The sequence below is a fragment of the Salinibacillus aidingensis genome (genome assembly GCF_055393355.1).
Genome location: NZ_AP043759.1, coordinates 2,262,666 through 2,284,556, shown reverse-complemented (window position 1 = coordinate 2,284,556; position 21,891 = coordinate 2,262,666). Strand labels below are relative to the sequence as shown.

The following is a 21,891-nucleotide window of genomic DNA, read 5'->3' as shown; positions in this document are numbered from 1 at the left end:
TTGTTTTGGCGGCTTTATAGTATATTAATGTGTATTCCAGAGTATGAATGAGTAGGTTATTTTTCAAACATCTCCCATTAGAATATAATAGGAACTGTAGTGAATGATTAGGAGTGTACGAAAATGAATAAAGCCATTCAGGATAAATTAGCGGTTCTCCCTGATCAGCCAGGGTGTTATTTAATGAAAAATAAGAATGAAGAAGTTATCTATGTTGGGAAATCCAAAAAGCTTAAAAATCGTGTTCGTTCCTATTTTACCGGGGCTCATGATACGAAGACCCAACGGCTTGTTCAGGAAATTGACCATTTTGATTATATTGTAACGTCATCAGAAATTGAAGCACTTATCCTTGAAATGAATTTAATCAAAAAATATGATCCCAAGTATAATGTACTTTTAAAGGATGATAAAAGCTATCCTTACCTAAAAATAACAGCTGAAAAACAGCCAAGACTTATAATTACACGACAGGTGAAAAAGGACAAAGGGAAGTATTTTGGCCCTTATCCAAACGTTTCCGCTGCCCGTGAAACAAAAAAGCTGCTGGATCGACTCTACCCTTTACGAAAATGCAATAAAATGCCGGATCGGGTATGTCTTTATTATCACATCCATCAATGTTTAGGCCCTTGTGAATTCCATGTATCAGATGAAACCAATGAAGAAATTGTCCGGAGCATAACCAGATTCCTGGGTGGAGGACATGGTGAAATTAAGAAGGATCTTCAAAATAAAATGCAGGAAGCCTCAGAAAGCCTTGAATTTGAAAGAGCTAAGGAATACAGGGATTTAATTGAGCATATTGAGGCTGTTATGGAGCAGCAGAAAATGACGCTTAATGATAAGCAGGACCGGGACATCTTTGGTTATGATTATGATAAGGGATGGATGTGTATACAGGTATTCTTTATTCGGCAGGGGAAGTTAATCGAGCGGGACGTAGCCTTATTCCCGTTTTTTGATGACCCTGAGGATACTTTTTTGAGCTATATTGGCCGTTTTTATCTTCACCAGAATCATCCAAAGCCTAAGGAAATTCTTGTTCCGCTTGGGACGAATAGAGAATTACTGGAAGATTTGCTGAAGATTCATGTAAAAATTCCAATGCGCGGAAGAAAAAAAGAACTTGTAGAATTAAGTATGCAAAATGCCAAAATTGCCTTGAAAGAGAAATTTTCTATTATTGAACAGGACGAAGAGAGAACGATTAAGGCGGTGGAAGGACTTAGCGAGCTGTTAAATATAGAAACTCCCCATCGAATTGAAGCATTTGATAATTCCAATATCCAAGGGACAGACCCTGTATCAGCTATGGTTGTCTTTATCGACGGCCGCCCCAGCAAGAAGAACTACCGGAAATATAAGATTAAGGAAGTAGAGGGTCCTGACGATTACGATACGATGCGAGAAGTTGTGAGAAGAAGATATAAACGGGTTTTAAAGGAAAATCTCCCCTTACCGGACTTAATTCTGATTGACGGGGGTAAAGGGCAAATGAGTGCTGCTCTCGATGTTCTGGAGAATGAGCTTGGTCTGGATATACCTTTATGCGGGCTTGCCAAGGATGAAAAACATCGTACGAGTGAGCTGTTGTATGGAGATCCTCCTGAAGTCGTGAATATGGACAGAAAATCTCAGCCGTTTTATTTAATACAAAGAATTCAGGATGAGGTACATCGATTTGCCATTTCGTTCCACCGTCAATTAAGAGGAAAGAGCTCTTTCCAATCCAAATTGGATGAAGTAGAAGGAGTTGGACAAAAGAGAAAGCGCCTGTTGCTCCGTCATTTTAAGTCTATTGATGATATAAGTCAGGCAGACATTGAGGAATTAACAAAATTAGGGATACCTCACCCTGTTGCAGAAAAAATTCTGGATGCACTGCAGGCGGGAGAAGCAGACTCAACAGAATAATATATGAATTTATTTCCAGTATCCGCTTGATCGGATACTTTTTTCTTGGTATAAGATGCGGACATTACTCGTAAAATGTAATCATTACCATTTACAAATCGTAATGATTACGATAAAATAAATAAGTATTCCTTCATGAAGCATTTATATGAAATAGCATAGATCTTTTTTTATGAGTTCACTGCAGGTAATGATTAAATATAAAGGAGGTAACCTGATTGGCTAAAAAGTCAAAGATTGTTAAGGAAAAGAAACGGGAAGAGATGGTGCAAAAATATGCTGACCTTAGAAGAGAGTTGAAAGCTAAGGGGGATTATGAGGCACTGCGTAAGCTTCCGAGGGATTCTTCCCCAACACGTGTCAATCGTCGTTGTGAAGTCACCGGTCGTCCTAAAGGCTATATGAGAAAGTTTGGTATGTCGCGTATAGCTTTCAGGGAATATGCTCATAAAGGACAGGTTCCTGGTGTAAGAAAAGCAAGCTGGTAAATCTTTAGGCGGAAAAAGGCTGATTCAATGGTTCCATTTGAATCAGCCTTTTAAAATGGATTTTTTATTCAGGTGAAAGCGTCCGAAAAATCCCACTTAGTGAAGGTTCACTTCATATCGTTTCAACAGCATAAAAAGAAATCAGCTTCTTTCGTCTGTTTTCTTCATCAATACACTCGATTTCATCATTAAAGATTAAGGATAGCTGCTGGGCAATAAACCCGGCTTCTAACCGATAGGAAACAGGCTCCTCATAGGAAAAGCGCTCTTCAATTAATGGTCCTGTCAATTCAAATTCCAGCTTTTTCTTCTTTTGCTTCACCAGATTTAAGTGACCAAAACCTGCATTATGAAAAAAGACCTGAATATCCTCTATTTTCTGTAATGGATATTGTCTGGCTAACTTTTTCCCCAAATAATACAATACAAAACTGGTATCCTCGCCTAAAACTTCAGGTATGGTAAGCTGCCTCATCATTTCAAACCCAAGTGCGGGAATTTGGATGTCTCTGAGGCTTTCATTTTGAAGTAAAGATTTCTCTTTTCCCACTGTGCTCATCCCTTTCTATTATCATTATCATAGGGATTCATGAATATTGCAATACTTATATTTTCGTAAAAAAACATTACAATTATGGAAAGGATTTCCGGAAATTAATCACGCTTTAACTGGCCGTAATACCCCCACTTCAAGACTTGAGCGTAACCCAACAAGACTAAGTGGGGGATAAACGGCCAGTAAATTTCTGATAAGTTCAACTAACAAGAAAAGCGGAGGCGACCGGTTAGGTCATGCGGGATAAGACGAAGACATGGAGTGGCATGGGTTTGGCCACGGAATGGCTTTGGCTTATATCCGCCTTGACCTGGGAGCCGCAGCCGGCCAAATCAGTGGGGGATGGAGAAAACTCCCACTGATGGAAGTTTCACTTTATAAAATTTGCTGGAAAATTAGAATAAATTTGACTTTACCCAGAAGTTTCCTTGACGCTATGAATGGGTAGGAGTAAAATATTAAATGTTATGAAAGGATTTTTTAAAGCGAGAAGGGGGACTTTCCAGAAAATATATTTTTTTTGGAAAAATAAAAGCGCTTTACTTACTATTTTTGATCCAAACAATACTTTCATCAATTGAGGGGGGTTAAGATGGCGCAGGATCGTGAGTTTTTTAATCGGAGACTACATTCATTATTAGGGGTTATCCCAATAGGTTTATTTTTGGTTCAGCATTTAATGGTAAACCAGTTTGCCAGATGGGGTCCTGAATCCTTTAACACAGCAGCTGGAATTATGGGAAACCTTCCATTTGTTCTTGTTCTGGAAATTTTCGTTATTTACCTTCCGCTCATTTTCCATGCGGTTTACGGTGTCTATATTGCTTTTACAGCAAAAAACAACGTATCAAGGTATGGATATTTTCGTAACTGGATGTTTTATTTACAGCGTATAACCGGGATTATTACTTTAATCTTTATTGTATGGCATGTTTGGGAAACCAGAATTGCGCATGCGATTTATGGTACCGAAGTTAACTTTGACATGATGGTTAATATATTGGATCATCCTTTCATGTTCTGGTTCTATATTATTGGTGTAATTTCAGCAGTATTCCATTTTGCTAATGGTTTATGGTCCTTCTTTGTAAGCTGGGGACTTACCATTACACCACGTTCACAGCGTATTGTTACATACGTGACCATGATTATATTCGTAGCTTTATCCTATGTTGGTGTAAGTACATTATTTGCTTTCGTAAGTTAAGGAAAGAATCTTTATTGAACAGGGAGTGAATTTTATGAGTAACCGTAATATCGTTGTTGTTGGCGGCGGACTAGCTGGACTAATGGCAACAGTAAAGGCAGCAGAAGCTGGTGTACACGTTGACCTCCTTTCACTTGTACCCGTGAAACGCTCCCACTCTGTATGTGCACAAGGTGGAATCAATGGTGCCGTTGATACAAAGGGGGAAGGCGATTCTCCTTGGATTCATTTTGACGATACCGTATATGGTGGCGACTTTTTAGCAAACCAGACTCCTGTTAAAGCGATGTGTGAGGCCGCGCCAGGAATTATTCATATGTTTGATCGTATGGGAGTTATGTTTAACCGTACATCAGAAGGATTGCTTGATTTCCGTCGTTTCGGTGGAACTCAGCATCACCGTACAGCTTTTGCTGGAGCAACCACAGGTCAGCAGCTGCTTTATGCGTTAGATGAGCAGGTTCGCCGTCATGAAGTAAACGGTTTAGTAACAAAGCATGAAAATTGGGAATTCTTATCAGCTATGGTTGATGATGAAGGCGTAGCCCGAGGTGTGATTGGCCAGGACTTACATTCCCATGAAATTAAAGCCTTCAAAGGTGATGCCGTCATTATGGCTACTGGCGGACCGGGAATTATCTTTGGTAAATCTACCAATTCTATTATTAATACTGGTTCAGCTGCTTCTGCTCTATATCAGCAGGGTGCGATTTATGCAAATGGAGAGTTTATTCAAATTCATCCAACAGCTATTCCTGGTGATGATAAATTACGACTCATGAGTGAATCCGCAAGAGGTGAAGGTGGACGTGTCTGGACTTATAAAGACGGAAAACCTTGGTATTTCTTAGAAGAAAAATACCCTGCTTATGGTAACCTGGTTCCTCGTGATATCGCTACCCGTGAGATTTTTGATGTATGTGTAAACCAGAAGCTCGGTATTAATGGGGAAAATATGGTTTATCTGGATCTGTCTCATAAGGATCCTAAGGAATTAGATGTTAAGCTTGGTGGAATCATTGAAATTTATGAGAAGTTTGTTGGTGACGATCCAAGAAAAGTTCCAATGAAGATTTTTCCTGCTGTTCATTACTCTATGGGTGGTCTGTGGGTTGACAACAACCAAATGACGAATATCCCTGGTGTATTTGCTGCAGGTGAATGTGACTTTACTCAGCATGGAGCCAACCGTCTTGGTGCAAATTCCCTGTTATCATCTATTTATGGTGGACTTGTTGCCGGTCCAAATGCTGTGGAATACACTGAAGGTCTGGATAAGACAGCAGACGAAATTTCTTCTCAATTCTTTGAACAGAAGGTAAAAGAAGAGGAAGAGAACTTTGAAAAAATTATGGGAATGAACAGCGGTAATGAAAATGCCTATCAGATTCATAAAGAGCTGGGTGAATGGATGACGGATAATGTTACGGTTGTTCGTGAAAATAAAAAACTGTTAGAAACAGATGAAAAAATCCAGGAATTGCTGGAACGCTATGAGAATATTAATATCAATGATACATCCCGTTGGAGCAACCAGGGTGCAATGTTTACCAGACAGCTTAAGAACATGCTGCAGCTGGCCCGAGTGATTACACAGGGTGCCTATCATCGTAATGAAAGCCGTGGGGCACACTATAAGCCTGAATTCCCTGAGCGTAATGACGAGGAATTCCTGAAAACCACCATGGCAAAATATGATGCGGAAAACAATCAACCTGACTTATATTATGAAGATGTTGATGTTTCCTTCATCGAGCCAAGAAAGAGAGACTATACGAAAAAACATTAAGCATAAGTTAGGGGGAGGAGAACCATGAGTGATACAAAGAAGATTGATCTGATTATAACTCGTCAGGATAGCCCCGATTCTAAGCCATATGAAGAAAAATTCAGTATTCCATATAGAAAAAATCTAAATGTGATATCGGCTTTAATGGAAATCCGCCGAAATCCGGTAAATGCAGAAGGGGAAAAAACAACACCGGTATTTTGGGAAATGGGTTGTTTAGAAGAAGTATGCGGTGCCTGTTCCATGGTAATTAACGGCAAACCACAACAGGCTTGTACAGCATTGGTCGATCAATTGGAACAGCCAATCCGTCTGGAACCAATGACGACATTCCCGGTTGTAAGAGATTTGGCTGTTGACCGCAGTCGTATGTTTGATTCACTGAAGAAGGTAAAGGCCTGGATTCCTATCGATGGAACCTATGACTTAGGACCTGGACCACGTATGGCTGAGAGCAAACGTCAATGGGCCTATGAATTATCCAAGTGTATGACATGCGGAGTTTGTCTGGAGGCTTGCCCGAACGTTAACAGTGATTCAAACTTTATTGGTCCTGCACCATTGTCCCAGGTTCGCCTGTTTAACTCCCATCCAACTGGTGAGTTCCACAAGAGTGAACGTATGGAAACGATTATGGGTGATGGAGGACTGGCCAACTGCGGGAACTCCCAAAACTGTGTTCAGTCCTGTCCTAAAGGTATTCCATTAACGACATCCATTGCGGCCCTTAACCGTGAGGCAACTCTGCAGTCATTCAAGAGCTTTTTTGGCAGTGACAACATCAACTAATAGATTTGAGCCTCTTCTATTATTAAGAAGAGGCTCAATTTGTATACACGTACGAACTATTAGTAATAGGAGGAAGGAATGTGAAGACGGTTAATTATATATCAGTTAAGGAAACGTGGCAGAGGGAGTTCTCTTTTTATATTCCGGTAAAAATTCGCTTTTCTGAAACAGATATGTTCGGGCATGTGAATAATGTGTCCCCATTTATTTATTTTGAGGAAGCCCGTATTGCTTTTTTTAGTCATATTGGAGTATTCCAGGACTTGAGTGATCCACAGGACGGAATCCCGGTTGTAGCGGATCTGCAATGTGATTATCATAAACAAATTTATTTTACGGATTCACTGAAATTGTATGTGAAGGCCAATCATGTGGGAAATACTTCTGTCGACATTCATTACTTAGGAATCAACCAGGATAAAGACGTGTGTTTCACCGGACGTGGACGTATTGTCAAGATTCATCCGGATTCAGGAACGCCAGTACCTTTCACGGAAAAGGAACTGGAAAAGTTAAACAAATAAAATCCAGCTCTCATGGCCATTTAAACATATGACCATTTTTCTGAATATACGTGGTTTTATGCTCAAATGAGGGCACGGCAGTTTTGCGATATACATACTATACAGTGACTAAATAATTCCCCTTATTCCTTGTGGCTCATGTACAGCAAGGAGGGGTTCCCGATTGAATAATGAGGATTATAACACGAAGCAGCTACTAACAAAACGGGAAAAAGAAGTTTTTGAATTGCTGGTTCAGGACCGAACAACGAAAGAAATAGCTGAAGAGCTGTTTATTTCGGAAAAAACGGTTCGGAACCATATATCCAATGCAATGCAAAAACTTGGTGTAAAGGGGCGTTCACAAGCAGTTGTCGAGCTCCTTCGCATGGGGGAGTTAAAGCTTTAAACTTTGAGGCTGATCCAGGGACACCTTGGCATCAGCCTCTTTTTCTACCTGCAACAAAAACGTAACTTGATATTTTCAAAAAAAACATAGAAAATAGAATAGAAAAGCGGAGGCGACCGTTTAGGGTGACAGCATAAGCACGTCGACGAATATGTAGGGGGAAAAGAAGTGGCTAAAACTATAGATGCAGAAACGATTGCACATTTAGAAAAGGATTTGCGCAATATTTCCTATATCCTTAAACAAAAGGGAAGGGAAATTCTGACACATTATCCAATCACAACCCCACAGTTTATTGCATTACAATGGTTATTAGATGAAGGAGATTTAACCATTGGCGAGTTATCGAAAAAATTATTTTCAGCTTTTAGTACGACGACTGACTTAGTCGATCGTCTGGAAAAAAGTGAGCTTGTTAAACGTGTTCCTGATCCAAATGACCGTCGAGTTGTCCGGATTCATTTACTGGAAAAAGGAAGAACGATCATTGATGAAGTTATTTCTAAACGCCAGCAATATTTACAAGAGGTTTTACAAAGCTATGACCAGAATCAGGTTCATACATTAAAAAATGTGTTAAGTCAATTAAATAATGACATTTCTGATTACCAGAATAAATCTTAGCATTATCTTAAATCCAGAACAGAAAGGCGATTCACTGTGAAACAACCAATTGGAATTATAGACTCTGGGGTTGGAGGATTAACGGTTGCAAAGGAATTAATCCGTCAATTGCCTAAAGAAGAATTTATCTATCTTGGAGATACATTAAGGTGTCCCTATGGCCCGAGACCGGAAGAACAGGTCAGACAATATACGTGGGAAATGGTTCAGTACTTAATTCATTCAGATATAAAAATGTTAGTTGTGGCATGCAATACGGCTACGGCATTTGTGTTAGAGGAACTAAGAGTGGAGCTTGAGGTCCCCGTTATTGGCGTTATTCAGCCAGGGGCCAGAGCCGCTATTAAAACGACCAATAATTTAAACGTCGGAATTATTGGTACAGTAGGAACAATTGAAAGTGGAGCTTATCCAGATGTGCTGAAACAGATTAATTCATCCATTTATGTATACAGCTTAGCATGTCCAGCTCTGGTACCTCTTGTAGAAAGCGGGGTATTGGAGGGGGACAATGCCCGCCAGACTGTTTATGATTCTATATCACCGCTGTTAAACACGAATATTGATACGTTAATCCTGGGCTGTACCCATTATCCTCTTTTGAAGCCACTCATTCAGGAAGTGATGGGAGAAAAGGTGTCTGTGATTTCTTCAGGGGATGAAACTGCCAGAGAAGTGAGTACGATTCTGTCCTACAACAATCTTTTATATCAGGGGGAACGCATTCCTCAGCATAAATTTTACACAACTGGTAATTTAAAACTTTTTGAACAGATCGCTAAAGTATGGTTCGGGTATCCCCTTGCGTTTGTGCAAAGTATTAAATTATAAGAATAAGCCAACTTCCTCATACCATTGGGGAAGTTTTTTGATTATCCAAAGCTTTTCCCTATATTTTTTGGTCTAAATTTAAAAATAGCTCGTATAAATAATAGTACAAACCATCATGGGAGGGAAAAGCATGCAAAAACGATCAATCTGGATAGGAACGGCATTGGCATCCAGTATTGTACTGCTATCAGGCTGTTTGCAGGGAGAACAATCATTGGAGGAACTGATGGATCCACCTCAAAATGTTCAGACAGTCAATGATTTAGATAATGCAGAGAACAAAAAGGAAGCGTCGGAAAATAAGAAGGAAAGTGAGGAAACAACAAATAATAAAGATGCAAAAACCACTGAAACAACAAACAGAGAACTATATTTAATAGATGAGAACGGTATGGTGGTTTCGCAGACATTACCACTTCCTCAGGCAGATTCAAAGGAAGTTGCAAAACAGACCCTGGAATACTTAGTAAAGGATGGGCCGGTCTCTGATATTCTGCCTAATGGTTTTCAGGCTGTCATACCAGCTGGTACCAACATCAACAGTCTGAATTTACAGGATAATGGTACATTAGTTGTAGACGTTTCAAAAGAGTTCAAAGAGTATAAGGCAGAAAATGAACTGAAAATTATTCAGGCAATGACGTTTACCCTGACACAATTTGATTCGGTCGATCGGATTAAACTTCAAATAGATGGAGTCGAACAGAATGTCATGCCTGTCAATGGTACTCCGATTGGTAATGGGTATGCACGTTCAGATGGGATTAATTTACACGTTGGGGACGTTGCGGATTTAATGAATAGTGAGTCTGTGACGGTTTATTACCCTGCCCAGCAGGAAGAGCATTATTATTATGTTCCTGTTACAACAAGAGTAGAAGGCGAAAGTGATAGCAAATATGAGAGTGTAATTAATCAGCTTGTTGAAGGCCCTGACTATGAACTTACAGGTCTCGTAAATGTGTTCCAGAATGACGTAGAGCTGACGAAGAAGCCGGTGAATCAGGATGGGGTATTAGCGCTAACCTTTAATAAGTCGATCTTTAATGATGAGAAGAACCAGACGATTTCTGATCCGGTACTGAGTTCTATTGTGCTGACATTAACCGAGCATCCCAACGTAGAATCTGTACAAATCAAGGTGGAGGGAACAGAGCAGGTATTCAATGAAAACGGTGAAGCCTATTCTCAGCCGGTAACCAGGGAGGATGTTTCTGAACCTAGTGGTATTTAATCCAAAAGATGTATATAATAACATATGTCAGATAGGGGCTGGTCATCAGCCTCTTTTTTGTGGCCGGTGAAATGATTAAATAAATGATTTGTGGATAAGAAAACCAGAAGAAGCATGGCCCATTTAAGATTTGTTATTATAAGAGTAAAATGATAAGGTAAAGTCTCAGAAGGAGGATAATTCAATGAGAACAGATGGCAGAGAAGCAAATGAACTACGAAAAATACATATTGAAACCAATTTTACAAAGCATCCGGAAGGTTCCGTTCTTATTAGTGTAGGAGATACCAAGGTCATTTGTAATGCAAGTATAGAAGATCGTGTTCCTCCCTTTTTACGCGGTCAGGGAAAGGGCTGGATTACAGCAGAATACGCCATGTTGCCCAGAGCAACTGAACAAAGGAATATCAGGGAGTCATCCAAAGGAAAGGTTTCCGGTCGTACAATGGAAATCCAGCGTTTAATCGGTCGTTCACTGAGGGCTGTCGTTGACCTGGATAAAATCGGTGAGCGTACCGTCTGGATTGATTGTGATGTAATACAGGCAGATGGTGGTACACGTACAGCCTCCATTACCGGAGCTTTTGTAGCGATGGTTCAGGCCTTTGGAAAATTAATCGAAACGAAATCCATCAAGGAATTTCCGATTAACAATTATTTAGCAGCTATTTCTGTTGGAATTTTACCAGGTGGATCAGAAATTCTTGACCTTTGTTATCGTGAGGATTCAGAGGCTAAAGTTGATTTAAACATCGTCATGAATGGCAGTCGTGAGTTTGTTGAAATTCAGGGAACAGGTGAAGAGGACACATTTACATATGAGGAACTGAATAAAATGCTTCAGCTGGCCGATGACGGCTTAAAAGAGATTTTTGAAATTCAACGGGTAGCGGTTGGAAAATGGCATGAAGAACTTTTGAAAAAACAAAAATCGCCTCAGGAGGAAAAGAAGGAATGAAAAAGGTCATTCTTGCTACCAGGAACCAGGGTAAAGCTGCTGAGTTTAAGGACATTTTTTCAAGCATCGGGATCGAAATTGTCAGTTTACCTGAATTAGACGAAACCATTCCGGAAATTGAGGAAACAGGGGATACGTTTGAAGCCAATGCCAGAATTAAAGCCGAAGAAATCTCAAAGCGCTTTTCACTGCCTGTGATGAGTGATGATTCCGGTCTTGAGGTAGATGCCTTAAATGGGAGTCCTGGTGTATATTCTGCCCGTTATGCCGGACTCGAAAAAAATGATCAGAAGAATCTTGAAAAAGTCTTGGAGGAGTTAAAAGGAGTGGAGATGCCAGAACGTTCCGCCCGCTTTGTTTGTGTACTTGCGTTAGCCCGGCCTGAAAAAGAAACCATTGCAAAACGGGGTACTTGTGAAGGATACATTGGATTTGAAGAAAAAGGGGAGAACGGCTTTGGTTATGATCCTATTTTCTATCCTGAAAATATGGATCGAACCCTTGCTGAACTTTCTCCAGATGAAAAAAACCGTATTAGTCATCGTCGTCATGCGATTGACAGGATGCTGGATTACATGAAAACGAATGAAATAATGGAGTGATTGACGTTGTCTGTTGTTATCATTACCAGTGATAGTCACGGCTTAACCGAAGAATTGAATGTGATTAAAGAACGTCATCAGCATGAAGCAGATGCTTTTGTGCATTGCGGGGATTCAGAACTTGATTATCATTCAGAGGAAATGAGTTCCTTTTATAAAGTTCGAGGGAATTGTGACTTTGATCAGAATTATCCTGAAGACACGCAATTATCGGTGGATGGTCAGAAGATTTTCGTAACCCATGGACACCTTTATCAGGTTAAGACTAGTTTAATGCCACTCTCGTACAGAGCAGAAGAAACAGGTTCCAATATCGCCTGCTTTGGACACTCTCATCTGGCAGGGGCTGAAAAAGTAAAGGATACGTTATTTATTAATCCTGGAAGTATTCGTGAGCCTCGGGGCGGGGCTGCAGGTACAACGCCCACTTATGTACGCTTAGGATGGGAGAGACAGAATGAGCTTCAGGTTGAATTTTTAAATCTCCAGGGAGAAGTTGAAGCCACAACAGCTATTCATTTATAATATAAACCGATCTATCACCAGGAGAGAAATTTCTCCGGTGATAGAGGGTTTTTAAAATTTTTTTCGTAAAACTTATTGACATAAACATCAAATCTTCTTATAATAGGTTTTGTCTGTTGCGGGTGTAGTTTAGTGGTAAAACCTCAGCCTTCCAAGCTGATGTCGTGGGTTCGATTCCCATCACCCGCTCCATGTCCCAGTAGCTCAGCAGGATAGAGCAACAGCCTTCTAAGCTGTGGGTCGGGAGTTCGAATCTCTCCTGGGACGTTATCGAAAAAGACCTCAATCTCTTAAAGTGCTTGTTAGGAGATTGAGGTTTTTTTATTCTGAACCTGGATCACATGTCTGATAGGACTTCACTGTAAGCATGAGACATAAAACGGCCTCACAGGATAACCTGTTGAGGCCGTTTTAGGATAGTATTAATAGTTAACAGCGGCGTAAGAATCGATGAGGCCATGTTCAAAATAGTAGCCGGTTCCACTAATAGGGGCTGCTGTGTTTTCAATGGCCGAACGAATTTCATAGTGGCTTCGATTTTGTCCTGCCAATAGTCCTGCCAGACCTGCAACATGTGGCGAGGCCATGGATGTACCAGACATATAGGCATAGCCATCACGCTGGACTGTAGAGGCAATGTCAACACCTGGTGCAGCTACATCGACCCATGATCCATAGTTCGAGAAACTTGCCAGCTGGTTACTGCTATCCACAGCGGCTACTGAAATTACATTTTCGTAGGAAGCAGGTTCAAATGTCGTGGATACGCCATCATTTCCAGCTGCTGCGATAACTACTGAACCTTGATTCCAGGCATAATTGACAGCATCCTCTAAAGCCTGGGTATCACAGTTACATCCCAGGGATAAATTGATGACTTCAGCGCCATAGTCTGCCGCATAACGAATACCATCCACAATGTCAGCCAGCGAACCACTGCCTCTTGAATCGAGTACACGAACGGCTAAAATATTAGTTTCCGGTGCCATACCAGCAACACCAGTTCCATTATTGGTTTCCGCTGCTGCAGTTCCAGCTACATGAGTGCCATGTCCATTACGATCCATTGGGTCATAATCGTTTTGAACGAAGTCATAGCCCAAGATTGTTTTGTTATTTAGATCTTCATGCTGATAATCTACACCAGTATCGATAACCGCAATTTCCTGGTTACTGCTTCCACGGGCAATATCCCAGGCATGATCTGTATTTGTTGTAAATAGTCCATATTGATAGGAAGGGTTTGCATAGGTATCATCGGGAGTCCACGTAGCACTCATTTTATAATTGGGCTCTGCATACTCGACATTGGGATTTTTGTTTAATGCTCTGACTACCGCTTCTACATTGCCAACTTTAAGTACTTTAAAAGGAGATTTTACAATATCCTCTTCTTTGGCGACTTTTGCACCTGCTTTTTTTGCAACTTGCTTCAGTCTTTCTTTCGTTGTGTTTTCCTTAAATTTAACAACGACTTCCCCTTTGACATAATCGCCTGCATTTCCTACTGGCTGGACAGAATTTTGACTATCCTTAATAGGGGTCTCTGCACTTGCAGCTGCGGCTCCCATAACGGGAAAAGCTGTTAAAACAAAAATCGCAGCTACTGCATACCAAATTACCTTTTTCATATTATTCCTCCTTTTCAGAATATACATAACTATTTCTGAAAAAGAGGTGTTGATTCCTTTGGGAAAAAGGGTTCAAAATTTCACGTGCCGAATGAGAAACTTTTGCACTATATTATTATATTTCTGGGCTTGAAGTTTGATTTAATAAATGGTGAGTATTTTATTGGGTTCTGGTCATACTAAAAAGGCTACCGTATATTGTGAAACGATATGAAAGATTATTTTGGTAACCTTGAAGGAGAAGCGGACAGCATTTTAACAAAGACTATTCAGCATGATAATTTGCTTGTGGTGCTGAATGAAAACCTGACTGATGAAGAATTTAATCAGTTTAAAGAGACGCTTCAAACATTAGAATGAAATGAAATGGGCATTAAGCTGATTGACGCTTAATGCTTTTGTTTGCTTATGAGGGTGAAAGGTACAGAAAGGGGAATTAGATGAAACCTCGTTTTTACTCCAACATTTACTGGCACTTCACCGGGGGTCCTGTTTCAAAGGATGGTTCCGAGGTATGGCATCACTTCCGTTGTTTAAGAGAAGTGAAGGAAAATACTACGTTAAGACATCCCGAAAGAGCAATGGGAAATTTAAAAAATATCCTTCAAAGTAAGGTTTTACAGGCAACGACGACCGAAAAGGTTCTGGAAAAGGTAGAAACCGATGAATTTTGCTGTGTCTGTGACATCCCATTAAAGGATCTAGTATTCCACCGTCAGTATTATGGTGATTATGCCATCGGATTTAATGCCAGGAAAATTCATGAAAATTTCCATCCTGTATTATATTTTGAGCCTTATCCGACTAAAATGTTAAAAATGCAGCCGAAACAAGTTCAGAGAGAAGTAAAAGAGAAAGGCACTGAAAATCAGATGGATTTCCTGGAGTTATTGGGAATCAATCAAAATAATCCACTCGTAAACTTCCTGAAACTGACACATTTTGATTCTGATTATGATGATTCCTTTTATGGCGAAAGAGAGTGGAGGTGTCTGGATGATTTTTCATTTACAAATGAGGATGTCGAAGCGGTTATTGTACCGAAAGATCATGTGAATGAAATAAGTGAATATCTAAAAGGAGAAGGGTTTCTTAATATTAGTGTTCTAAGCTGGGATCTTATTGAAAATATTTAGTCATATAGATTTGCGGTGGTCAAGCAAATTTTATTGCTCGACCGCACCAAAATCCACTTTTATATTAAAAGTACTGGTGTGTTGTTTAAGATTCCGTTTTTGAAGCTCCTCCTCCAGAATTTGAATAAATTGGCTGGATAATTGTAACTCTATTGCTTTTTGATAAGCATCCAATAATTTTTCATCTGTTAAAAATGCAAAACGAATAAGTATCACTCCTACGAATAGCGGTAAAATTTATAAGACTTCCCCGTATATTCGCGGCTCTTTTAACAGAAAGAAATTTCTTAATTGTATTCAGCCTAAATACTTATTAAAGTTCTTCCCGTTCAAAATAATTTTAAACTTAAGAAAGGAAGGCTCGTAGCAGGGAGTTATCAAAAAGGTTTCATTATGGTATATTGTGGGAAGTCATCATAAAATGGACATACAATGAAGTTTTAAATCGTTGTTACAGGGTATGAATAATAAATACAACAACCTCAGCATAAAAGAACAGGAAGGTGTTTATGAAAAAGAAACATCAAGATGTTGTCATATTTCCTGGATGGAAAAGACAATTAGAGCAGGACGGTCTTGAGGCATTAAAGGAGAAAAGATATGAAGATGCATTAGAGAAAATTTTGCTTCTGGAGGAATTTGAAGCTGCATCCTATGAAATTTTAACAGGAAAGGTGATTTGTTATATAGAGTTAGGCCGTTTTGATGAAGCAATCGCCCTATGCCGAAAGCTCATGAAGGAAGATGAGGATAACTATTATAAATACTTACATATTTATATAACGGTTTTATTTCAAACCAGTCAGTATGGGGAAATCACCAGTTTGTTAGATGAGATTTTTGCGACTGAGGATGTCCCTTATACATATCGGGAACAATTTCAGCAGATTTACGACTTAAGTCAAAATTTCAACCAGGATCAGGATCATAATAAGTACAATGATAAGGAAATTGAATATTTTCTTCATAATTTAGATGGGGGAAGCTTTCAGGAACAATGGCGTCTATTATCCTTATTAAGAAAGAAGCCTCTGAAGGATTATGTGGATGATTTCATTCCCTTTTTTGGTGATTCAGAGTTAAACCCGGTCATGAAGACTGGACTTTTACAATGGTTTATGGAACAGGAAATCAATAAAGATATAGAAGTGGATAAATTTAATCAGATAAAGATTGTAAACCCGACAGAACTGGACGATATTATGGACCAGACGTTTGCAAAGGAAGTTATGAATTCCCTGGATTGGGTGGAACAGCAGGATCCTACTTTGTTTGAATTTACCAGACAGATACTCTTCCGCTTTCTTTATATTTATTTTCCATTTGTACCGGGGCAAAAGGATCAGACAGTCATTACAGAAGCAATATTATCGCTGGCTTTAGAGTACCTGCAAATGGATGATGAATATTCGATGGAGAACGAAGACAGTGAGGAACGGGAATATTGGAAAAATGAGATACAGGAGTTAGAAAAAAAGTACTTTTCCCAAATTGAATAGCGGTTCGAAGTGTTGGTAAATTTGTTGAAAGGTGTAAAGAATATGTTATAATATAATGGTTGCATTATGCATTCGTACTTATATAATTGAACTACTATCTTAAAATTAAATTTTAGTTCATTAAAGTTCATTAATTGAATAATAGATGTTGGAGGGAATTCTATGTCAGTAAAATGGGAAAAACAAGAAGGCAATGAAGGAGTACTAACCTTTGAAGTAGATGCGAAAGAATTTGATTCTGCTTTAGATCAAGCCTTCAAAAAAGTTGTAAAAGATGTACAAATTCCAGGATTCAGAAAGGGAAGAGTACCACGTCCAATTTTTGAAAAGCGTTTCGGAGTAGAGGCTCTTTACCAGGATGCTGTAGACCTGGTTCTTCCTGAGGCTTATACAAAAGCGATTGATGAAGCGGGAATTGAACCTGTTGATCAGCCGGACGTTGACATTGAGCAGATTGAAAAAGGAAAAGATCTTATTTTCACTGCTAAAGTAACGGTTAAGCCTGAAGTAAAACTTGGAGACTATAAAGGTCTTGAAGTAGAAGAGCAGGATACCAGCGTTACCGACGAAGATGTTGAAAATGAAATTAAACAGCTTCAGGAACGTCATGCCGAGCTCGTTGTTAAAGAAGACGGTAAAATTGAGGAAGGCGATACAGTAGTGTTCGACTTTGAAGGATTTATGGATGGCGAACCATTCGAAGGCGGCAGTGCTGAAAACCATTCCCTTGAAGTTGGCTCCGGTCAATTTATTCCAGGCTTTGAAGATCAGCTAATTGGTAAGGAAGCAGGAGAAGAAAGTGAAATTGAAGTAACGTTCCCGGAAGATTATCATGCTGAGGATCTTGCAGGTAAACCGGCAACCTTTAAAGTGAAAATTCATGAAGTAAAAGGTAAGGAACTTCCTGAGCTTGATGATGAATTTGCAAAGGACGCAGATGATGAAGCAGAATCTCTTGATGAATTGAAGGAAAAAACTAAGAAACGCCTTCAAGAGCAAAAGGAACAGGATGCTGACAATCAAAAACGTGAAAGCTTAGTGGAACAAGCCAGTGAAAATGCTGAAGTGGATATTCCTAATGCAATGGTTGAATCCGAGCTTGATCGTATGCTTCAGGAGTTTGAACAGCGCCTGCAAATGCAGGGAATGACGCTGGATATGTATCAGCAGTTCTCCGGCCAGGGTCAGGATGAGCTAAAAGAACAAATGAGAGAAGATGCGAAAAAACGTGTTCAGACCAACCTGACATTAGAAGCCATTGCAGAAACGGAAAACCTTCAAGCAACTGAGGAAGACATAAATGAAGAGCTTGAGAATATGGCTAAATCCTATCAAATGGAAGTAGAACAGATTAAACAGGCTCTTGGCGGAAACACAGACATGCTTAAGGATGAACTGAAGCTTAGAAAAGCAATTGATTTCTTAGTCGATCAAAGTAAAACCGCATAATTATTGAAGACAAGGTGCGAGAAATCGTACCTTGTTTTATACATACATAAAATGATTGAACAGGTTTAGTATATGCTGCATACATATAGGCTATACTGTATCTCCTGAGACCGAAATAAACATAAGGGTTTCATTATCATTGACTTATAAAGACATGACGTACATAATGATTACATATCTTTATAAAAAGGTAATCAAATGTAGATGTTTATTACTTTCTTCCACACACACATATTTGATATGATGTGCTAAAGACTAACAAGAGAAGAACTGAATTTATGGTAAAGAGATACAGATTTATTGGTGAGGTGATTGAATGCTTAAATTTAATGATGAAAAGGGACGCTTGAAATGCTCTTTCTGTGGGAAAACACAGGAGCAGGTTCGGAAATTAGTAGCAGGCCCTGGTGTTTATATATGTGATGAATGTATTGAACTTTGTACGGAAATTGTGGAGGAAGAATTAGGGAACGAAGAAGAAGTTGAATTTAAAGAGGTTCCTAAGCCAAAGGAAATTAACGAAATTTTAAGTGATTATGTGATCGGACAGGAAAATGCTAAAAAATCCCTATCGGTTGCTGTATATAATCATTATAAGCGAATTAATTCCAGCCAGAATAGTGATGATATTGAACTATCTAAAAGTAATATTGTACTTATGGGACCTACAGGAAGCGGTAAGACATTATTGGCTCAAACCCTTGCACGCATTCTGAATGTTCCATTTGCAATTGCGGATGCTACATCCTTAACGGAAGCCGGATATGTAGGGGAAGATGTGGAAAATATTCTGCTCAAACTGATCCAGGCTGCCGATTACGATGTAGAGAAAGCCGAAAAAGGAATTATTTATATTGATGAAATTGATAAAGTGGCCAGAAAGTCTGAAAACCCATCGATTACACGGGATGTTTCTGGTGAAGGGGTACAGCAGGCCCTGTTAAAGATTCTTGAAGGAACAGTAGCAAGTGTACCGCCACAAGGTGGTCGTAAGCATCCACATCAGGAATTTATTCAAATTGATACCAGTAATGTATTATTTATTGTGGGCGGAGCCTTTGATGGCATCGAGCAGATTATTAAACGCCGTTTAGGTAAACGTGTCATCGGCTTTGGTGCAGACAATTACGGTGAAGATTTAGATAAAGCGGAATTATTATCCAAAGTATTACCTGAAGACCTGCTTCGTTACGGATTAATTCCTGAATTTATCGGACGTCTTCCTGTTATTGGAGCATTGGAACCGTTAGATGAAGATGCATTAGTGGAAATCCTGACAAAACCGAAAAACGCACTAGTTAAGCAGTATAAGAAGTTATTTGAAATTGACGATGTAGAGCTTGAAATTGAAGATGAAGGACTGCAGGCCATTGCTCAAAAAGCGATTGAACGTAAAACAGGAGCACGTGGTTTACGTTCAATCATAGAAGGAATTATGATGGATGTTATGTATGAGCTTCCTTCCCGTGATGATGTTGATAAGTGTATTATCACCAAGGATACTGTTCAACTCGAAAACGGTAAACCAAAACTGGTCATGACAGACGGTTCTGTTGTGGATCAGAATGATGAATCACCGAAAGAAAGTGCATAAGCTTAGCAGAAGAAAGCCCCGAATGTTACCAGTAAGGTGACATTCGGGGCTTTTTTCGTTTAGGGCCTATCCGCTCGCCTCCGCTTTTCTCTGTCCAGCTGCGGCTCCTAGGTCAAGGCGGATATAAGCCAAAGCCATTCCGTGGCCAAACCCATGCCACTCCATGTCTTCGTCTTATCCCGCATGACCTAATCAGTCGCCTCCGCTTTTCTTTGTCCAGCTGCGGCTCCCAGGCCCAAGCGGTCATAAGCAGAATACCCTCCATGGCCAAAAGCGGCCACTCCGGATATTCTGCTTATGTCGTCGGGCCTAAGCGGTCGCCTCCGCTTTTCTGCGTTTATTCCATGTTTTTTCAGGAAATACTAGGGATAATGTAATTTGTATATGGGAGGATTTAGGATGAGTGGAATTGCCGGAGTAGCAATATTTATCCAGCTGCTGGTCGGAATAGTGGTTGGATTATATTTTTGGAATATGTTAAAGAATAACAGAACGAGTAAAGTTACTATTGAAAAGGAATCAAAGAAAGAATTGGAGGATTTAAGAAGATTGCGTTCGGTTTCTTTATCAGAACCTCTATCTGAGAGGGTACGGCCAAATAAAATGGAGGAAGTCATTGGACAGGAGGATGGCATCGAATCACTGAGGGCAGCGCTTTGCAGTTCGAATCCGCAGCATGTCATTTTGTATGGTCCGCCTGGAGTGGGAAAAACTGCAGCAGCCCGATTGGTCCTTGAAGAAGCAAAAAAGAGACCGGAAACTCCTTTTCGTGAAGGATCTGCATTTGTAGAGGTGGATGCGACAACCGCCAGATTTGATGAGCGTAGTATTGCGGATCCATTAATTGGTTCTGTTCATGATCCGATTTATCAAGGTGCAGGCGCCATGGGGCAGGCCGGGATTCCTCAGCCGAAAAGAGGAGCTGTCACAAATGCCCATGGAGGAATATTATTCCTAGATGAAATTGGTGAATTGCATCCGCTCCAAATGAATAAGTTATTAAAAGTATTAGAAGATCGAAAAGTATTTTTTGACAGCGCATATTACAGTGAGGAAAATGATAAAATTCCTTTGCATATTCATGAAATTTTCCAGCAGGGGTTGCCGGCTGATTTTCGCCTGATTGGCGCAACCACCAGAAACCCGGAGGAGATACCTCCAGCGATTCGGTCCAGATGTCTGGAAATCTTTTTTAAAGATTTGGAGGCAGAACATTTAATAGAAGTAGCCAAAAAAGCAGCGGATAAAGTCAATGTGAGCATTGATCGTGAAGCATTGGATCGTATTGCTGTTTACTCCAGAAATGGACGGGAAGCCGTAAATATTGTTCAAATTTGTGTCGGTATTGTTAAGAAGCAGCAAAAAGATAAAATAGAAATTAAGGATATTGAGTGGGTAGCTGAATCCAGTCAGCTGACACCGAAGTTAACGCCAAAGGTACCAGAGCATCCAGGAGTCGGTGTTGTTAACGGTTTAGCCGTCTTTGGCCCCAATACAGGCTCTTTACTGGAAATCGAGGTAACGGCCTTACCCGTAACAGACGGGGACGAAGGCGATGTAAGTATATCCGGTATTGTGGATGAGGAGGAGTTTAATCAGGGAAGTAAGACCATACGCAGAAAAAGTATGGCTAACCATTCCGTAAAAAATGTCTTAACCATGCTTAAAACCATCGGGGTACCTGTTCATCAATATGATCTGCATATTAACTATCCTGGTGGAATGCCTGTAGATGGGCCATCTGCTGGAGTCGCTATGGCTATTGGGATTTTCTCTGCCATTCATAAAGTACCGGTAAAAAACGATGTTGCTCTTACTGGTGAAGTCAGCATTCATGGAAAAATTAAACCGGTAGGAGGAATATTGCCGAAGATTAAGGGTGCCAAAAAGGCCGGGGCGACAAAGGTATTCATTCCTTATCAGAATCGCCAGGCGGGACTTGATCAGATTGATGGAATTGAGGTTATACCAGTACAGGAATTTGCCGAAGTACTGGATCATGTGCTAACAGGTGAGTTTCGTTCGATTACCCAGAATCAGGAATATACCTATCCTCAACGAAAATCCATTTAAACGTTGCTCCTCGGATTTTCCGGGGTGCTTTTCATTTTCCGGCCGGGCAGCATTCGTAGTAATTTGTTTACAAACGA

At 40.0% G+C, this 21,891-nt stretch carries 22 protein-coding genes and 2 tRNA genes; 21 read left to right on the top strand and 3 right to left on the bottom strand.

Going from position 1 to position 21,891, the window contains the following annotated elements; translation table 11 throughout:
• Positions 1-123 precede the first annotated feature (123 nt).
• Together uvrC and rpsN are read left to right on the top strand one after the other, a co-directional pair.
• Positions 124-1,917, top strand: coding sequence for an excinuclease ABC subunit UvrC (gene uvrC, locus ACZ5OK_RS12280; RefSeq protein WP_343837408.1), 1,794 nt, complete (start codon positions 124-126; stop codon positions 1,915-1,917).
• Between the two features lie 218 nt (positions 1,918-2,135).
• Positions 2,136-2,405, top strand: a complete 270-nt coding sequence (gene rpsN, locus ACZ5OK_RS12275; protein ID WP_343837406.1) for a 30S ribosomal protein S14 — start codon at positions 2,136-2,138, stop codon at positions 2,403-2,405.
• A 112-nt stretch (positions 2,406-2,517) separates the two neighbouring features.
• Here rpsN and ACZ5OK_RS12270 read toward each other — a convergent pair whose 3' ends face one another.
• The gene (locus ACZ5OK_RS12270) at positions 2,518-2,955 is read right to left on the bottom strand and encodes a DUF2507 domain-containing protein (RefSeq protein WP_343837403.1); all 438 of its coding nucleotides are present in this window, start codon (positions 2,953-2,955) and stop codon (positions 2,518-2,520) included.
• A 598-nt stretch (positions 2,956-3,553) separates the two neighbouring features.
• On the opposite strand from ACZ5OK_RS12270, the gene ACZ5OK_RS12265 reads away from it, so the two are divergent.
• The 13 genes from ACZ5OK_RS12265 to ACZ5OK_RS12205 all read left to right on the top strand — a co-directional run bounded on the left by ACZ5OK_RS12265 (position 3,554) and on the right by ACZ5OK_RS12205 (position 12,699).
• A complete protein-coding gene (locus ACZ5OK_RS12265) occupies positions 3,554-4,168 on the top strand; it encodes a succinate dehydrogenase cytochrome b558 subunit (protein ID WP_343837400.1) in 615 nt (204 codons plus the stop codon).
• Between the two features lie 34 nt (positions 4,169-4,202).
• The gene (sdhA, locus tag ACZ5OK_RS12260; protein ID WP_343837398.1) at positions 4,203-5,957 is read left to right on the top strand and encodes a succinate dehydrogenase flavoprotein subunit; all 1,755 of its coding nucleotides are present in this window, start codon (positions 4,203-4,205) and stop codon (positions 5,955-5,957) included.
• Between the two features lie 24 nt (positions 5,958-5,981).
• Positions 5,982-6,746: a succinate dehydrogenase iron-sulfur subunit gene (gene sdhB / locus ACZ5OK_RS12255; RefSeq protein ID WP_343837396.1), complete on the top strand. Its 765-nt coding sequence runs from the start codon at positions 5,982-5,984 to the stop codon at positions 6,744-6,746.
• Positions 6,747-6,826: 80 nt separating this feature from the next.
• Positions 6,827-7,270, top strand: coding sequence for an acyl-CoA thioesterase (locus tag ACZ5OK_RS12250; protein ID WP_343837394.1), 444 nt, complete (start codon positions 6,827-6,829; stop codon positions 7,268-7,270).
• Positions 7,271-7,433: 163 nt separating this feature from the next.
• A complete protein-coding gene (locus ACZ5OK_RS12245) occupies positions 7,434-7,658 on the top strand; it encodes a helix-turn-helix domain-containing protein (RefSeq protein WP_044158440.1) in 225 nt (74 codons plus the stop codon).
• 168 nt (positions 7,659-7,826) lie between these two features.
• Positions 7,827-8,282, top strand: coding sequence for a MarR family winged helix-turn-helix transcriptional regulator (locus tag ACZ5OK_RS12240; RefSeq protein WP_343837391.1), 456 nt, complete (start codon positions 7,827-7,829; stop codon positions 8,280-8,282).
• Positions 8,283-8,318: 36 nt separating this feature from the next.
• Positions 8,319-9,113, top strand: a complete 795-nt coding sequence (gene racE / locus ACZ5OK_RS12235) for a glutamate racemase (RefSeq protein ID WP_343837389.1) — start codon at positions 8,319-8,321, stop codon at positions 9,111-9,113.
• 130 nt (positions 9,114-9,243) lie between these two features.
• Positions 9,244-10,347, top strand: coding sequence for a GerMN domain-containing protein (locus ACZ5OK_RS12230; protein ID WP_343837387.1), 1,104 nt, complete (start codon positions 9,244-9,246; stop codon positions 10,345-10,347).
• A 184-nt stretch (positions 10,348-10,531) separates the two neighbouring features.
• On the top strand, positions 10,532-11,305 hold the full coding sequence (rph, locus tag ACZ5OK_RS12225; RefSeq protein WP_343837385.1) for a ribonuclease PH: 774 nt from the start codon (positions 10,532-10,534) through the stop codon (positions 11,303-11,305).
• Positions 11,302-11,907 (top strand): XTP/dITP diphosphatase, encoded by a 606-nt coding sequence (locus ACZ5OK_RS12220; RefSeq protein WP_343837383.1) that lies wholly within the window; start codon positions 11,302-11,304, stop codon positions 11,905-11,907. Before rph ends, ACZ5OK_RS12220 begins: the two co-directional genes overlap by 4 nt.
• 6 nt (positions 11,908-11,913) lie before the next feature.
• Positions 11,914-12,432, top strand: a complete 519-nt coding sequence (locus ACZ5OK_RS12215) for a metallophosphoesterase family protein (protein ID WP_343837381.1) — start codon at positions 11,914-11,916, stop codon at positions 12,430-12,432.
• A 118-nt stretch (positions 12,433-12,550) separates the two neighbouring features.
• Positions 12,551-12,624, top strand: a tRNA-Gly gene (locus tag ACZ5OK_RS12210).
• Between the two features lies 1 nt (position 12,625).
• A tRNA-Arg gene (locus ACZ5OK_RS12205) sits at positions 12,626-12,699 on the top strand.
• A gap of 155 nt (positions 12,700-12,854) precedes the next feature.
• Here the strand turns inward: ACZ5OK_RS12205 and ACZ5OK_RS12200 are convergent.
• Positions 12,855-14,063 (bottom strand): S8 family peptidase, encoded by a 1,209-nt coding sequence (locus ACZ5OK_RS12200; RefSeq protein ID WP_343837378.1) that lies wholly within the window; start codon positions 14,061-14,063, stop codon positions 12,855-12,857.
• A 210-nt stretch (positions 14,064-14,273) separates the two neighbouring features.
• Between ACZ5OK_RS12200 and ACZ5OK_RS12195 the strand changes: the two genes are divergently transcribed.
• Positions 14,274-14,423 carry a hypothetical protein gene (locus ACZ5OK_RS12195; protein WP_343837376.1) on the top strand — a complete coding sequence of 50 codons (150 nt, stop codon included), beginning with the start codon at positions 14,274-14,276 and terminating at the stop codon, positions 14,421-14,423.
• An 80-nt stretch (positions 14,424-14,503) separates the two neighbouring features.
• On the top strand, positions 14,504-15,199 hold the full coding sequence (locus tag ACZ5OK_RS12190) for an abortive infection system antitoxin AbiGi family protein (RefSeq protein WP_343837374.1): 696 nt from the start codon (positions 14,504-14,506) through the stop codon (positions 15,197-15,199).
• 30 nt (positions 15,200-15,229) lie between these two features.
• Here the strand turns inward: ACZ5OK_RS12190 and sda are convergent, their stop codons facing one another.
• Entirely contained in the window at positions 15,230-15,415 is a 186-nt protein-coding gene (gene sda, locus ACZ5OK_RS12185; protein ID WP_343837372.1) for a sporulation histidine kinase inhibitor Sda, read from the bottom strand.
• 293 nt (positions 15,416-15,708) lie between these two features.
• Here sda and ACZ5OK_RS12180 point away from each other — a divergent pair, with 293 nt between their 5' ends.
• From ACZ5OK_RS12180 to lonB, 4 genes are all read left to right on the top strand, one after another.
• Positions 15,709-16,698: a tetratricopeptide repeat protein gene (locus ACZ5OK_RS12180; protein ID WP_343837370.1), complete on the top strand. Its 990-nt coding sequence runs from the start codon at positions 15,709-15,711 to the stop codon at positions 16,696-16,698.
• Between the two features lie 162 nt (positions 16,699-16,860).
• Positions 16,861-18,147: a trigger factor gene (tig, locus tag ACZ5OK_RS12175; RefSeq protein WP_343837368.1), complete on the top strand. Its 1,287-nt coding sequence runs from the start codon at positions 16,861-16,863 to the stop codon at positions 18,145-18,147.
• 316 nt (positions 18,148-18,463) lie between these two features.
• Entirely contained in the window at positions 18,464-19,741 is a 1,278-nt protein-coding gene (gene clpX, locus ACZ5OK_RS12170) for an ATP-dependent protease ATP-binding subunit ClpX (protein ID WP_343837365.1), read from the top strand.
• 399 nt (positions 19,742-20,140) lie between these two features.
• Entirely contained in the window at positions 20,141-21,814 is a 1,674-nt protein-coding gene (gene lonB / locus ACZ5OK_RS12165; RefSeq protein ID WP_343837362.1) for an ATP-dependent protease LonB, read from the top strand.
• Positions 21,815-21,891: the final 77 nt, after the last annotated feature.

What these genes read in the sequence shown, in the direction of transcription:
- ACZ5OK_RS12195 (WP_343837376.1), top strand. Translation starts at nt 14,274, where the DNA reads ATGAAAGATTATTTTGGTAACCTTGAAGGAGAAGCGGACAGCATTTTA.
- ACZ5OK_RS12200 (WP_343837378.1), bottom strand. Translation starts at nt 14,063, where the DNA reads ATGAAAAAGGTAATTTGGTATGCAGTAGCTGCGATTTTTGTTTTAACA.
- uvrC (WP_343837408.1), top strand. Translation starts at nt 124, where the DNA reads ATGAATAAAGCCATTCAGGATAAATTAGCGGTTCTCCCTGATCAGCCA.
- ACZ5OK_RS12190 (WP_343837374.1), top strand. Translation starts at nt 14,504, where the DNA reads ATGAAACCTCGTTTTTACTCCAACATTTACTGGCACTTCACCGGGGGT.
- sdhB (WP_343837396.1), top strand. Translation starts at nt 5,982, where the DNA reads ATGAGTGATACAAAGAAGATTGATCTGATTATAACTCGTCAGGATAGC.
- ACZ5OK_RS12220 (WP_343837383.1), top strand. Translation starts at nt 11,302, where the DNA reads ATGAAAAAGGTCATTCTTGCTACCAGGAACCAGGGTAAAGCTGCTGAG.
- rph (WP_343837385.1), top strand. Translation starts at nt 10,532, where the DNA reads ATGAGAACAGATGGCAGAGAAGCAAATGAACTACGAAAAATACATATT.
- ACZ5OK_RS12230 (WP_343837387.1), top strand. Translation starts at nt 9,244, where the DNA reads ATGCAAAAACGATCAATCTGGATAGGAACGGCATTGGCATCCAGTATT.
- ACZ5OK_RS12180 (WP_343837370.1), top strand. Translation starts at nt 15,709, where the DNA reads ATGAAAAAGAAACATCAAGATGTTGTCATATTTCCTGGATGGAAAAGA.
- sdhA (WP_343837398.1), top strand. Translation starts at nt 4,203, where the DNA reads ATGAGTAACCGTAATATCGTTGTTGTTGGCGGCGGACTAGCTGGACTA.
- lonB (WP_343837362.1), top strand. Translation starts at nt 20,141, where the DNA reads ATGAGTGGAATTGCCGGAGTAGCAATATTTATCCAGCTGCTGGTCGGA.
- tig (WP_343837368.1), top strand. Translation starts at nt 16,861, where the DNA reads ATGTCAGTAAAATGGGAAAAACAAGAAGGCAATGAAGGAGTACTAACC.
- ACZ5OK_RS12265 (WP_343837400.1), top strand. Translation starts at nt 3,554, where the DNA reads ATGGCGCAGGATCGTGAGTTTTTTAATCGGAGACTACATTCATTATTA.
- clpX (WP_343837365.1), top strand. Translation starts at nt 18,464, where the DNA reads ATGCTTAAATTTAATGATGAAAAGGGACGCTTGAAATGCTCTTTCTGT.